Origin of the sequence: Lachnoclostridium sp. (assembly GCF_031997925.1) — a bacterium.
Taxonomy (GTDB): domain Bacteria; phylum Bacillota; class Clostridia; order Lachnospirales; family Lachnospiraceae; genus Lachnoclostridium.
In genome coordinates this window covers 55,033-70,085 of sequence record NZ_DAMADT010000013.1, presented here as the reverse complement: position 1 = coordinate 70,085, position 15,053 = coordinate 55,033, and the positions used below count along the sequence as shown (strand labels likewise).

Genomic DNA, 15,053 nt, shown 5'->3' with positions numbered 1-15,053 from the left:
TGAGCTTCTTCTAGTATTAGACGCCCTTGCTCCGGAGGAAGTTGAAAAATTAGTGGTGGTATGGAACTTTGATCACTAACTTTTTCAGCAGCTTGTTCTAAGGGTACACAACGCATTGTGATAGCCTCCAAGATATTTTTATCTGGTAGTATTATATGGAATATTTAGATTAAAGTGTTTTCTTATTAGAATATTTTTTAAAATGTATTTTTTTATAGGTCTGATAATAAAAGGCAGACGGTTTGTTAGTCAATTTAAAAATACTAGCTCATAAGTATATAATATATTGATATGTAGACACTAGCGATAAGGAATATTACAATAGTACTAGAGTTTTATTTTAAATAAATTTACAAGCACATTATAGACTTTAAAATACTAGAGTTTTTTTGTTGGTAGATATTCCGATAAATAGATATTAGTGCAATGCAAGAACTAACAATACAATAAATTTATTGTTACTAATAATATTTTACCACTACTATGAAACTAATTCTATGTTATGAAAATAGAAAGGGATGATGATATATGAATCCTAGTATAAGATTAGAGAATACGTATCTAACACTACCAGAAGAATTTTATACAGCTCAATTGCCAAGTAAGGTACCTTCTCCTAACTTAGTGAAATGGAACAGTACGTTAGCAAAGGAACTCGGACTAGATTCTGATTTCTTTCAAAGCAAGGAAGGTGTATTAGTACTGTCTGGTAATCAGGTTTTAGAAGATACAACACCAATTGCGGAAGCATATGCAGGACATCAGTTTGGTTATTTTACTATGCTTGGAGATGGACGCGCGGTACTTCTAGGAGAAATCGTTACAAAAGATGAGGAACGTTATGATATTCAACTGAAGGGTTCTGGAAGAACGCCATATTCCAGAGGAGGCGACGGGAAAGCAACCCTTGGCCCAATGTTACGAGAATATATCATTAGTGAAGGGATGAAAGGTTTAGGAATACCAAGCACAAGAAGTTTGGCCGTTTTAACCACAGGTGAAACAATTCTCCGCGAAACGACATTGCCGGGAGCTATTTTAGTTCGCGTAGCAAAAAGCCATATACGCGTGGGTACCTTTCAATTCGCAAATCAATTCCTTGATACCGAGGAACTTAAGGCGCTGGCAGATTATACGATAAAGAGACATTATAAAGAAATATTCGAAAAGGAAGAGAAATATCGACATTTCCTCCATGAAGTTGTGAAAAAACAGGCTAAATTAATAGCGGGGTGGCAGTTAGTCGGTTTTATTCATGGTGTTATGAATACCGATAATATGGTAATCAGCGGTGAAACGATTGATTACGGACCGTGTGCATTTATGGATACTTATCATCCGGAGACCGTATTTAGTTCTATTGATACCGAGGGAAGGTACGCTTATCAAAATCAACCTAAGATGGCTTCTTGGGATTTAGCTAGGTTAGCTGAAGCACTTGTACCTTTATTACACGATAATATGGAAAAAGCAATTGAGATTGCCCAGGAAGAAATTAATCAATTTTCTAATTTATATCTTACGTTTTGGTACGATGGTATGAGAAAAAAATTAGGACTATTCCATGAAAATGAAATGGATGAAGATTTGATAAGGGCTTTGCTTGGTTTAATGGTTAAGTACGAGGCGGATTATACGAACACATTCCGTGACCTAACATTAAACCAGACAACGCAACCTAATTTAATAAGTTCTACTGAGTATCAACAGTGGTTAGATTTATGGCAAGATAGAAGAAAGCAGCAAGAGGAATCCTTAGACGATTCAAGAAAATTAATGGAATCAGTAAATCCAACTGTAATTCCTCGTAATCATAGGGTGGAAGAAGCACTTGAACGTGCTGTAACTAATCAGGATTATAGTGCGATGGATTCCTTGGTTTCTGTATTGCAAAATCCGTATGACTATGAAAATCTGAATGATTACTATGTGACACCTCCTGGAGAAACAGCTTGTGGATATCGGACATTTTGTGGAACGTGACGCAATAGTGATAATGAAAGTTGCCAATATTTTAATTATTCGTATTCGGAATAGAATTTAAATGAAATAACTTTAAAATGAAATGACTTTAAAATGAATAACTTTATAATAGAAAAAATGACACGGTGATACTTTTGTATACCGTGTCATTTTGACTTTATTTTAGACCCAGGAAAAGTGATAAAAATAAGTTCTTTACACTAAGATTACGACCTAGTATAATGGGACAGGGATTTGAAATTACGGAGAAGGAAAAAGGTATAAAATGACAAATTTTGTATTTATTATAGAGATTATTGGTACAATTGCATTCGCAATTTCCGGAGCAATTGTTGCAATAAAAAAGAATATGGATATCTTTGGTGTACTGGTTTTAGGCGTAACTACAGCCGTTGGTGGAGGTATGATTCGAGACATTTTACTCGGGGTTTTACCACCAACCATGTTTCGAAATTCAATTTATGTAATTGTAGCGGTGATAACCACTTTATTAGTGTTTTTAGTGATGTTTTTTTTACAGGGGAAAATAAATCGTTATTCTAAGCGAGTAGATCGATTTATAAATGTTTTTGATTCTGTAGGACTTGGTGTATTTGTTGTAGCTGGTGTGAATACAGCTGGAAACAATGGGTTTGGTGAACTGGCTTTCTTATCTATCTTTGTCGGAGTAGTAACAGGGATAGGTGGTGGAATACTTAGAGATATCTTGGCAGGCAGGATACCAGTAGTATTACATAAGCAAGTATATGCAGTGGCGGCGATTGTAGGTGCATCAGTATATTACTATACATGCGACTGGATTGGAACAAATGCTGCAATGATAGTCGGTCTTTTGCTGACGATTACACTTCGAATGTTAGCAACTTATCTTGAATGGAGTTTACCGAAAATTGATGATAAGGTATAAGATAAGTAAATCAGGATTATGCATTATTCATTTTAATTTTATATATAGGAGTAGAGTTTCATAACTCTACTCCTATTTTTTTACAATGATATAGTACTGATCGAAATTCCTTAATGAGTCCACTTATAATTATGGTGGAAATTTTTTTCTTAACTTAGTTTGCGAATTGTTCAATCCTACTAATGTATGTGTGTTAATAATAACATTTTAAGTAAAGTATTGAAAATTTTAGCAAATTGTATATAATAATTATATAAAGTAAAAACAAAATTGATAATAAAAGGTGGGATTTTAGAATGAAGTGATTCAATATACTTATCAATTATGTCAATAGTCTAATTGATGAAAAAAATATTTTTTATTTACAAAGAAGTTTTTGGTTACTTAATAAAATAATGATTGGTGATAACCAATTCGGATTTGTCTGTAAAATGCTTTGAAATGATGTGAGAAAAGTATTTTCAGATATAGTTTTGGAAAATCGAATTTGCCTTTGTAGCTAACTGGAACCATATCCATGGAAAAACATATTCCAAGGATTAAGCGAAAAGGCGATAGGAGAAGAATAGTGAGTACATACAATATTGTTTTTTTAAAATCTATGAAAGCGAAATTTTCATACAGATCAACAGTATTTTTTTCTATTATAAGCGCTGTACTTAGTTTTTATATACAAATAAACTTATGGCAAGCTCTTATTAATATTGATCCTAATGCTATTGCTATAGAAGAGATGATTTCATTTATATTAATTAACTCAGTAGTTCTGACACTCAGTAGAGCTAATATAGAATCAAATATTGAAACCTCTGTTATAGATGGCTCAGTGGCGTTACATTTTCTTAGGCCAATATCTTATAAGTGGTACTTATTTTCAGAAATTATGGGGGGAAATATTGTTAAAGTAATTACTGATATTATTCCAGTATTAATTATATCAAGCATTTTTTACAAAGTGGTTATTGTAACATCTATACTTAGATTATTCTATTTTATAATAATGCTAGTAATTGGAATATTTATTATGTTTGAGTTATCCTATGTAGTTGGACTACTTGCTTTTTGGATTGAGCGATGTTGGTTCTTACATTGGTATTTGAGAGCATTTACAACTTTTTTTGGTGGGACACTTATCCCATTATGGTTCTATCCTGCCAGCCTATATAAAATAAGTTATTGTCTACCGTTTAGGTACATAACGTTTGAACCTATTAATGTTTATTTAGGTAAAACACCATTTGAGCAAGCGAACTATCTCATAATTATTGGTTTAGCATGGATTTTTGCATTAAGCGCATTAGGTCGTTTTCTTTGGTCATTGGCGACTAGAAAATTTACAGTGAATGGCGGTTGAGATATGAATAATTTCATACAAACATATTTATATTTTATCAAAATAACAATTAGAAAAAAGATGATGTATAGAGCCTCATATATAGCAGGTATAATCGGGCAATGGCTTGGTTATGGTACGATATTTGCCACATTGTATATCGTAGTTAAAAAATTTAAATTATTGGGTGGTTGGGATGCTAATGAAATAGCATTTCTATATAGCTTATCTTTAATATCATACGCCATTGGAGCTTCTGTCTTTTATACCCCTTGTACAGGTTTGGCTAATAAAATTAGAACGGGGGAGTTCGATCAAGTACTGACGCGACCTATTAATCCTCTAATTCATGAGATATTACATGGTTTTAATACAGGATATTTGGGTCATTTCATATTGGCATTGTTAATAATGACAAGTTCACTTGTTAAGAAAAATATTATTCTATCTAATATAAATATATTATTTATTATCGTTTCGATTATAGGTGGGGCATTAATACAATCAGCAATATTAATTCTATCATCGATTGGGAGCTTTTTTATGATAAATGATAACCCTATATTGGATTTCTTATTATTTCAGATGAAAGATTTTATACAGTATCCAATAACTATTTATAATCGAATTATACAAACAACATTAACTTTTATTTTGCCATTTGCTTTTATTAATTTTTATCCAGCATCTAAAATTTTGAATAAAGATATACCTACTGGATTTCATCCAATATTACAATATATTGGACCGTTAGTGGGGTTAATATTATTTATTACCAGTATTATTTTATGGAATGTTGGTGTATCAAAATACAAAAGTACTGGAACATGATGAGGTGCCCAAATGTCATTTATTGAAGTAGAAAACTTAGTTAAAGAATATAAGATATATGAAAGTAAACCAGGTGTAAAAGGAGCTATAGAGTCGTTATTACATCGTAAGTATAGAACAAAATTAGCAGTAAATAATATCAGTTTTAAGGTAAATAAAAGTGATATTGTTGGTTTTATTGGTCCTAATGGTGCTGGTAAGAGTACTACAATAAAAATGCTTTCTGGGATACTTGTCCCAACGAGTGGAAATATTACCGTGGGCGATATAAATCCTTATATGGAAAGAAAGAAAAATACGAAAAGAATTGGAGTTGTTTTTGGACAAAGATCTCAGCTGTATTGGGATCTACCGGTGTATGATACTTTTGAATTATATAAACGAATGTATGATATACCTACGGAAGTATTTAATAAAAATTATAAATTGTATACTGAGATTTTTGAAATGGGTGACTTTATTAAACAACCTGTTAGACAATTAAGTCTAGGACAAAAAATGAAGGCAAATGTTGCTATAGCTTTGCTTCACAACCCTGAAGTCTTATACCTAGATGAACCAACAATAGGGCTTGATGTAGTAACGAAACATGCTTTACGTGAGAGTATTAAATCGATAAATAAAGAGAAAGAAACAACAATAATATTAACAACACACGACATGGATGATATAGAAGCAATATCGAATCGTTTGATACTGATTAATTCAGGTGAAAAAATTTATGATGGAAACATTTTAGATTTTAAAGAAAAATATGATAGAGGATATAAAATAAAGGTTATATTTGATAGACAGCCAGAATGGGATAACAATAGCAAGTATATTCTAGAAAATTGTGATAATTATGCATGGACACTAAGAACTAGATACAGTATGCCAACTAAGGAAATATATAATGACTTATATAATAAGTATAACCCAGTTAACATATTTATCGAAGATACACAGATTGAAGATATTGTAGCTACTATATTTAGTAAATAAAAAACCATTCCTTATTTAAAAAAATTTCTATCTATTCTTCATAAGATCGTAAAGAAAATGGATAAAAAACATCTTAAAATGTCAATCTATCTATGTAGCACATTGAGCGAATATGGATATGAAATGTTAGGCTGTTAAGCTTTTCATAATCGATTGACTGGAGATAGAGAAGATATGAAGAAAAAAATCACATTTCCAACTGCTTATACAATTCTATTTATTGTTTTAATATTGGCAGCAGCACTAACCTATATTGTTAATGCGGGTTCTTATGCAAAATTGGCTTACGATTTAGAAACTGATAATTTTATTGAAACATTTCCAGATGGGACAAAGAAGACTTTAGAAGGTACCCAGGAGACCTTGAATCAGCTAGGAATAGTAAATGATATTGCTAAATTTAAAGAGGGAAGTATTAATAAGCCAATAGCAATACCTGGGACATATGAAAGATTAGATCCAAATCCGCAGGGAGTAGTCGATGTATTATTAGCCCCTATTAAAGGTGTATATGACAGCATAGGAATCATTTTGTTCGTGTTGATCATAGGCGGTGTCATCGGTGTAGTCAACGAAAGTGGCTCTATTAATGCAGGGATTGCTGCGTTATCACGAGTAACGAAAGGTCATGAATATCTACTAATCGTAGTAGTAACATTCTTAATAACGCTTGGAGGTACTACGTTCGGGCTGGCGGAAGAAACCATTGCCTTTTATCCAATATTAATGCCCGTATATTTAGCAGCAGGATATGATGCTATCGTTTGTATTGCTGCAATTTACATGGGTTCCTCCATTGGCTCTATGTTTTCAACTACGAATCCGTTTTCTGTTGTAATTGGTTCCAATGCAGCAGGTATCAACTTTACTCAAGGCATATCTTACCGTGTTATTGGCCTAATTATTGGATTTCTTATTACGACATGGTATATCGTGCGCTATGCCACGAAGATAAAAAAGAGTCCGGAGAAATCCCTTGTTTATGGGATGCGAGGAGAATTAAATCAAAATTTCAGTAAGAAGGAAGAAGAGGATTTTACAACTAGAAGAGTTTGGATATTATCTATCTTTGCACTTAGCTTTGTTGTTATGATTTATGGGGTTTCTAAACTTGGCTGGTGGTTTGAAGAAATGACAGCACTCTTTATAGTATCGGGAGTTTTGATTGGAATTATTGCGGGAATTGGAGAAAAAGCATTTGTTAACACGTTTGTTAGTGGAGCAGCTGATTTGGTTGGTGTCGGTCTTGTTATTGGTATCGCAAGAAGTATTAATATTATTTTGGAAAACGGTCTCATATCAGACTCAATTTTATATAGTTTATCTAATCTCGTTTCTGGTATGAGTCCAAATATTTTTGTTGTTTTAATGATGTTCGTATTTGTAATCTTAGGCTTTTTTATTGCTTCCTCCTCTGGTCTTGCTACACTAGCCATTCCAATTATGGCACCACTTGCAGATGCTGTAGGTGTTCCAAAGGATGTGATTATATCAGCTTATATCTTTGGTCAAGGGTTAATGGCTTTTATTACACCGACTGGACTTATATTGGCAAGTCTTGAGATGGTAAATGTAACGTATAATAAGTGGCTTAAATTTATTATGCCTTTATTTGGGATGATTGCAGCTGTGGCTATTGCGATTTTGTTGTTAGAAGTAAATCTATAAGACACGAATTTTGCAGACAGGAATACTCTAATAGCATAAGCAGGTTGAGAAAGTGGATGTTTTGAGTTCGAAAAATCGAGCTTGATATATAAGATACCTAATGTTATATGACTAACAACTTAATCAGATCGATGGTATTATAAATTAATAGGGGGAGATAATGGATGAATAACTCTGATTTTAGAGCACAATTAGAATGTTTCAAGAACTGTACCTTTCATTATACTAAAAATGCACTAAAAGAAATGGAGAAGGCGCATCTAAACGATGAAATGTTAAGAACCAAAATATTGGAAGCAAAACATATTGATGCGGAGAGTCCAACTTATTTAGTAATTTCAGGTAAAAAGACGTTCAAGGCTAAGATAGAGCTATTACAAGAAAATGATGTTCTGGTTCATTCCATTCGATACAATAGAGTAATGTGTGTTTTCTAGATGTTTTGGACCGTTATAATTATCATTTATATAGGACAAAAAGGGTCTTCGTATAGTGTGAAGATCTTTTTTTGTATACTAAAGGAGATTATAACATACTATATAAATTATTTTCGATGTTGTCAAATTAGGTTTAACAAATAAAAGTATTGTAAACAATGATTTTAATATAAGAAAATTCATGTATTTTGGCAAATAGCTGATAGGAAAGGAAGACGATATGAGGATATTTATTGCAATAAATTTTACGGAAGAGATAAAGCATAAATTATATGAACAAATTTTAAATTTAAAAAGACAGTCAGTGAAGGGAAATTTTACATGCAAGGAAAATCTTCATCTAACGCTAGCTTTTCTAGGAGAAGTTGATGAAAAGCATTTAGAAACACTGAAAAATGTAATTAATCTTTTAGAGACCTCTGAATTTACTATTGCTTTATCTAACATGGGCGCATTTCGTAATGGGGATGAGTTGTTGCCTTGGGTAGGCATAGACCCTAATACAAAACTGCAAGTATTGCAACAACGATTGATAGAAGGATTAAAGAAATCTGGATTTACCCCCGATGAAAAAAATTTCACTCCTCATATCACTTTAGGACGTAAAGTAATTATGAAAAGTAATACCGAAATTAATAGGTATGATGGATTATGCGGGAAAGAAATAGTGGTTAATGCAATTAGTATAATGAAATCTGAAAGGATGAATGGAATCCTAACTTATACCGAAATTTATGAAAGAAAGATTTAGAATATTTCTTTATTAAATGGAAGTTCCATGAGAATATTTGTTCAAATATAAACAAAGTGGTAGGCAATCATAGCATAATGAGAAAGAATTTTTATGAATTAAACTAAAACAAATTTGTATAAGTTGCATAAAAAAGAAAAAATCATTGTGAATTAACAGGAAAATATACCAAAAAATCGTTCCAATATCAATCAAAACGATTGACAAAATAGTAACAATAAGATAAAATTATACTATGTGTAATTCATATAACTTTTCTATGAATTAACAGTTTCAAATGTACATATTGAAGGAGGACAATTTATGAAGAAAATTGTTAAACTATCTATCTGCTTAGCTTTGGCATGCAGTATGGTAGCTTGTAGCCCTAAGAACGCATCCGATACCGTTGGGGGCAACCAATCAACAGACAATGTGTTAACAGGAAAAGCAAAGGGATTTGGTGGAGAAGTTATTGCTACGGTAACTCTAAAAGAGGGAAAGATAGTTGACGTAAAAATTGACGGTAGTAAAGAGACAAAAGGAATTGGAACATTAGCAATAGAAAAGCTCCCAGATAAAATTGTAGAAACAGGGAATAAGGATGTAGATGTAGTATCTGGTGCGACAGTAACTAGTAAGGCTATCATCGCTGCTGTGAATAATGCACTAGATCCTGAAAAATATCCTTACATTGCAGAAGATGAAACTTCTGGCGTGACAAAGACTCCAGAAGTGGTTGTAGCTGCGGAAGTATTTCAAGGATTTGGTCTTTCAAACATAGGTCGAGTTGGACCGGGAAAAGATGATAAAGATGTTCAGGTTTATAGCATTAACCAAGTATTTGCAAATGTCTTATTCGATGCAGAAGGTAAAATTTTAGATCTATATATCGATCAATTAGAGGTTGCAACACCAAACTACGATGGAGAATCGATGCCGCACTTTAGTGGTTTTCCAGGACAGAAGGGGTATAATTTAGATAGCAATCATGATGGTGTTATCGATGGATTAACAGAAGATACCGACGATAATTTCTTAGCAGAAACTAGCTCATGGGCTACAAAACGCGATCGTGGTGAAGATTATAGGATGGGAACTGGTACATGGGCATCTCAAATGGATAAGTTTCAATCTTTGTTTGTAGGAAAGACAGTTGCAGAAATTAAGGAATGGTATACAAAATACTGTTCTGATGTTAATGGCAGACCATTAAAGGCAGATAGTTCGAATGAAGCGGATGTTACAAAATACAGTGCATTATCTGATGAAGATAAGACCATGCTTGCAGATGTTGTTTCTGGAGCAACGATGAGTTTGAATGATAGTCATGGCAATATTATTGAAGCAATCGAAATTGCTTACAATAACCGAAAGGGACTGGATATCAAAGGGGCAGCTTCGATTGGACTTGGTTTAGATTCCAGTGGCCGTATTGGACCAGGAAAAGATGACAAAGATGTATCCGTATACAGTATCAATGAAGTTTATGCGAATACTTTATTTGATGCAGAAGGTAAAATTGTAGCAATCCATGTAGATCAGCTTGAAATTGCAACACCAAATTATGATGGTGAGTCTATGCCACATTTTAGCGGGTTCCCAGGTCAAGAGGGATATAATCTAGATGCCAATCATGATGGAGCTGTTGATGGGGTATCTGTACCTACGGAAGAAACATATACCAACGAAATCTCTTCATGGAAGACAAAACGTGATCGCGGAGAGAGCTATGTTATGGGAACAGGGAACTGGTCATCTCAGATGGATAAATTTGAAAGCATGTTTATTGGGAAAACAGTGGGTGAAGTTGAAGAATGGTTTGCGAAGTATTGCTCTGACCTCAATGGACGTCCATTAAAAGCGGACAGTAGTAAGGACGAAGATGTTAAGAAATACAGTGCACTTACAAGTGAAGAACAAGCTATGCTAGCGGATGTTGTCACTGGAGCAACGATGAGCTTAAAGGATAGCCATGGTGATATTTTATCAGCAATTCGTAAGAGTTTTGAAAACAAAGTTACGATTGATCTGACTGTTAGTAAATAAATTATCTTGAAACTCCGAAAAAGGCATTGAGAGGATAGGTATTAGTAAATCGATTCTTATTAATCATCACTTGCTAAGCTGAATAATGAAGATGTAAGAGGTCGGTAGGTAAATTTAATTTGTTTTATAAAAATTTATAGAGTTATGTTAGTCTTTTAAATAAAAGATTCTAACTTCTTCGGTATTGTTAAGTACAGTATCAAGGAGTTAGAATCTTTTTTATATAAGGAAAGACTTGCATTTGTAAGTTTATTTGTTATTTTTATAAAAGCTAATAATGGGTAGAATGTAAGTGACGACTAGTTGACGTAAAAGTTGAAATAAAGTAAATTAGTAACATAGAAAAAAATAAGGTCATTGATGAAGGGGACTTAGTATGAAGGGGAAATCAAAGATTTATTGGTTCGAACCAATTGTATTTTTATTTTTTGGAGTTTTTCATTTACATAGAATTTGGGGATTGATAAACCGGCCAGCTTATTCGGAATATTGGATTTCTGTTATGAACGACCGTGGGGTAGTATACTTGATACTTATGATTGTTTTATCATTACTCTGTTTGATGGGTATTATAATCTTTTGCAAAAATATTCGGAAAAACTATTGGTGGCGTTGGATTTACATCTTCGGTGGCGGATATGTTTTATTTGATTTATTTGCGATTTTAACTAAGATAGAGATATGGAATAAGCTATTGCTTTATATGTTTGATATTACTAATCCATTTTGGAATGTTATTTGGGGAAGTTTTATTATCATCGGGTTTCTCTCCTTTTGGTTAGGTATCTTAATAATAAAACAGATCAAATGCACGAGGTGCTGAATCTTTCGCTTTTTTACCAATTGTAGCATTGTTCGTTTGTCCCATTTTGATTTTACAATATAATCGAAAAATATATTTGGCAATATAATTGATATAATTGAAAAAATTTATTGACTTTAACGTAGCGTAATAGTTTATACTCCATTTTGAGGTGATAATAGTGGAATACACAGTAAACAAATTAGCAAAAATGTCAGGTATCAGTACACGAACCTTACATTATTACGATGAAATCGGATTATTATCGCCCGAAAGAATTAGTTCGAATGGTTACCGCATATATGGGCAGTTACAGGTTGACTTGCTGCAGCAGATACTATTTTTTAGAGAACTTGGTTTAAGTCTGGAAGAAATCAAGGAAATTATTTATTCGAAAACTTTTGACCAAACCTTGGCTTTGGAAAACCATTTAACCGCTCTTTATCGAAAGAAAGAGCAGATTGATCTGCTGATACAAAATGTCAGTAAAACAATTCGAGCTGTGAAAGGAGAAATAATTATGGGCGACAAAGAAAAATTTGAGGGATTCAAACAAAAGCTTGTGGAGGAAAATGGACAGAAGTTCGGCGAGGAAATTCGCCAAAAATACGGTGACAAAGTAGTGGAAGCTTCCAATGCGAAAGTAAAAAATATGACGCAGGAGCAGTATGCTAAAGTAGAACAGCTGTCAAAAGAAGTGAATGAAACACTAAGGGAGGCCACCCTGCTAGGAGACCCTGCGAACGAGCTTGCGCAAAAAGCATGCGATTTGCATAGACAATGGCTTTGTTACTTTTGGCCAGATGGAATGTATTCGAAAGAAGCGCATAAAGGACTTGCTACTATGTATTGCGAGGATGAGCGATTCAAGGCCTATTATGATGCAATCACTCCAGGATGTGCAGAATTTCTACGAGATGCAATTGATATCTACTGTAAATAATCTAGAGCTTACTATGTCGCTTTTATTTCTTGGCGGCATAGTATTTCTTTTATGAATTATAGGAAATTATTTTGCAATCACCTAAAAGCTAAAACGCTCTGAGAAATTCGCAACTTGCAGCAAGAAATTTCACAGCTTCAGAGTCCACTTGGGCAGGTCTTTTACAGATACTTTCTTCAAGGCAATGAATTATATCAAAACAGAACTAAGAAAAAACTTTGGAATTAACTATTTTTTTCTTGACGGATTGCAAAAAGATGGTTACAATGAACCATAATTTATTTGTCGGAGAGGAGATTTGTAATGTTCTTAACTAAAATGCATCATCATCATCATGGTAAACAATAAGCCTATGGAATTTACATGGGCTTTTGTGCATTGCATATGCCCATGTGGATGATCGGTGATGGCTACAGAAAGAACAGCTAATCTCGTTAGAATCAGAGTCATTTGGGTATATGCCTGAATGACTTTTTTTGTTGTATAAAGAAAGAATTAATTAGAATGGTGCAGAAATAAGGCTAAGTCTGAAAGCTTTAATCTTTCAAACTGTAAATATAAGTCTTCTGTATCCGTAAATTTGATACTACGTTTTGTTGCAAGAAAGACAATGTGCAGCTAAGAAAAGAGGGATAATATGAAAATTAGTACAGTAAAAGGCATGAATGAATATTCACCAAATGAAGTTTTAATAAGAGATTATTTGCAGAATGTAATTTTAACAACATACCAATCCTTTGGATTTCAAAAGATCAGCACTCCCATCATGGAAGATATCGAGAATCTTGAAAATAGTGAGGGTGGGGAAAATCTAAAGCTATTATTTAAAGTATTAAAACGTGGAGATAAACTTGAAAAAGAAATATCAGATGGAAGCTTTGAAAATTTATCGGATTTAGGATTGCGATACGATTTAACCCTACCATTATGTCGTTATATAGCTAATAACAGATTCAAATTACCAAGCCCATTTCGTTGTATCCAGATAGATAGGGTATACCGGGCGGAGCGTCCGCAAAAAGGGAGATTACGAGAATTTGTGCAATGTGATATTGATATCATTGGAACGGATTCATGCAATGCAGAAATTGAACTAATTACAACAACTGCAAAAGCTCTACAGGAAATTGGGATTCGGGATTTTATTGTTAAAATCAATAATCGAAGACTTCTAAACACTTTACTTCTGTCACTTGGCTTTACGAAAGAGCAGCTGGAAGGAGTTTGTATCTCATTTGACAAGATGAGCAAAATCGGAACCGGAAGAGTGAAAACTGAGTTATTGGAGAAAGGTTGTGATGAAGAAGCAATTACTAGATTCATGAACTTTCTATCCAATATGCCAATCTCACTAAGTACAATTCGTGAAATCTGCGGTGAGAATGAAGATATTAGAAGTCTTGAAACGATTATTACTTCATGTAGCAGACTATCCAATGGTGAATACCGCATGGAATTTGATCTATCTTTGGTAAGAGGGCAGAGTTATTATACTGGAGCAGTGTTTGAAATTGTAAGTGATGACTGGAATGGATCTATTGCTGGAGGCGGTAGATACGATAATCTGATTGGAAAGTTCACGAATGAGGTAATACCTGCGGTAGGTTTTAGCATTGGTTTTGAACGCATTTATCAGATGTTAATAGAAAATAATTATCAAATTCCAAATAAGAAAAAACGTTTGGCAATTCTTTATAAAAAAGAAGCAATTGTTGAAGCATTAGAAGAAGCCACTAAGTACCAACAAAATTTTGATGTAGTTTTGTATGAAGAAAAATCTAATGTTCGTAAGCAGATTAGTAAGATAAAGACACAAGGATGTGACGCTTATGTTCTTATTAATCAATCTGAGGGAATGGTATTTTTCTCTGAAGAAGTTAAGGAAGACTAGATAATTAAAGTATTTGTCGAATGTAATAAGCAAACTAAAAAGGATATCAGAAAGAATAAGCAAGTCTTAAACTAGTGGTAGGTTAATTCTAGTAATGATAGCAACGTGGGAAATGATAAAAAATTCCCACGTTGTTTTTGTTTGGAAGTATATGGTATAATTTCTATGTTACTTAGCTTTTATAATAGGAAAACGATCAAGCTAATTTTTAGTGCAAATTATATCATGAGTAGTAGAAATTATAGTACTTCTATGAATATAGAAATTATAGTACTTTTATGAATATAGAAATTATAGTACTTTTATGAATATAGGGATTATAGTACTTCTTTGAATATAGGGTTTATAGTACTACTACGAATATATAGAATGCTAGGAGGATACCCTATGATTTCACCTGTTATACAATTTAATGGAAACTGTGCTGAGGCAATTGAATTTTACGAGAAAGTATTTGGTGCAACAGATAAATATATTGATTATTATCGTGATGCT

The 15,053-nt window shown here is 33.1% G+C and carries 12 protein-coding genes and 1 pseudogene; 12 read left to right on the top strand and 1 reads right to left on the bottom strand.

Annotation, left to right across the window (positions count from 1 at the left end; genetic code table 11):
• Positions 1 to 116: pseudogene (locus tag RTP52_RS20395) on the bottom strand (lipase); the annotation flags it as partial.
• A gap of 412 nt (positions 117 to 528) precedes the next feature.
• On the opposite strand from RTP52_RS20395, the gene RTP52_RS10465 reads away from it, so the two are divergent.
• The 12 genes from RTP52_RS10465 (at position 529) to hisS (ending at position 14,558) form a co-directional block, all read left to right on the top strand.
• Entirely contained in the window at positions 529 to 1,983 is a 1,455-nt protein-coding gene (locus tag RTP52_RS10465; protein ID WP_312371126.1) for a protein adenylyltransferase SelO, read from the top strand.
• A 265-nt stretch (positions 1,984 to 2,248) separates the two neighbouring features.
• Entirely contained in the window at positions 2,249 to 2,890 is a 642-nt protein-coding gene (locus tag RTP52_RS10460; protein WP_312371124.1) for a trimeric intracellular cation channel family protein, read from the top strand.
• A 568-nt stretch (positions 2,891 to 3,458) separates the two neighbouring features.
• A complete protein-coding gene (locus tag RTP52_RS10455; RefSeq protein WP_312371121.1) occupies positions 3,459 to 4,244 on the top strand; it encodes an ABC transporter permease in 786 nt (261 codons plus the stop codon).
• Positions 4,245 to 4,247: 3 nt separating this feature from the next.
• Positions 4,248 to 5,054 (top strand): ABC transporter permease, encoded by an 807-nt coding sequence (locus RTP52_RS10450; RefSeq protein ID WP_312371118.1) that lies wholly within the window; start codon positions 4,248 to 4,250, stop codon positions 5,052 to 5,054.
• Positions 5,055 to 5,066: 12 nt separating this feature from the next.
• Entirely contained in the window at positions 5,067 to 6,038 is a 972-nt protein-coding gene (locus tag RTP52_RS10445; protein WP_312107137.1) for an ABC transporter ATP-binding protein, read from the top strand.
• 174 nt (positions 6,039 to 6,212) lie between these two features.
• Complete coding sequence (locus RTP52_RS10440; RefSeq protein ID WP_312371114.1) at positions 6,213 to 7,706, top strand: YfcC family protein; 1,494 nt, start codon at positions 6,213 to 6,215, stop codon at positions 7,704 to 7,706.
• A 164-nt stretch (positions 7,707 to 7,870) separates the two neighbouring features.
• On the top strand, positions 7,871 to 8,143 hold the full coding sequence (locus tag RTP52_RS10435) for a hypothetical protein (protein ID WP_312371113.1): 273 nt from the start codon (positions 7,871 to 7,873) through the stop codon (positions 8,141 to 8,143).
• 220 nt (positions 8,144 to 8,363) lie between these two features.
• Complete coding sequence (thpR, locus tag RTP52_RS10430) at positions 8,364 to 8,894, top strand: RNA 2',3'-cyclic phosphodiesterase (RefSeq protein ID WP_312371111.1); 531 nt, start codon at positions 8,364 to 8,366, stop codon at positions 8,892 to 8,894.
• Positions 8,895 to 9,197: 303 nt separating this feature from the next.
• Positions 9,198 to 10,922: an FMN-binding protein gene (locus tag RTP52_RS10425; protein ID WP_312371108.1), complete on the top strand. Its 1,725-nt coding sequence runs from the start codon at positions 9,198 to 9,200 to the stop codon at positions 10,920 to 10,922.
• Positions 10,923 to 11,298: 376 nt separating this feature from the next.
• Positions 11,299 to 11,745, top strand: a complete 447-nt coding sequence (locus RTP52_RS10420; protein ID WP_312371105.1) for a hypothetical protein — start codon at positions 11,299 to 11,301, stop codon at positions 11,743 to 11,745.
• A 160-nt stretch (positions 11,746 to 11,905) separates the two neighbouring features.
• Complete coding sequence (locus tag RTP52_RS10415) at positions 11,906 to 12,667, top strand: MerR family transcriptional regulator (RefSeq protein ID WP_312371103.1); 762 nt, start codon at positions 11,906 to 11,908, stop codon at positions 12,665 to 12,667.
• A gap of 637 nt (positions 12,668 to 13,304) precedes the next feature.
• Positions 13,305 to 14,558: a histidine--tRNA ligase gene (hisS, locus tag RTP52_RS10410; protein ID WP_312371101.1), complete on the top strand. Its 1,254-nt coding sequence runs from the start codon at positions 13,305 to 13,307 to the stop codon at positions 14,556 to 14,558.
• Positions 14,559 to 15,053 lie beyond the last annotated feature (495 nt).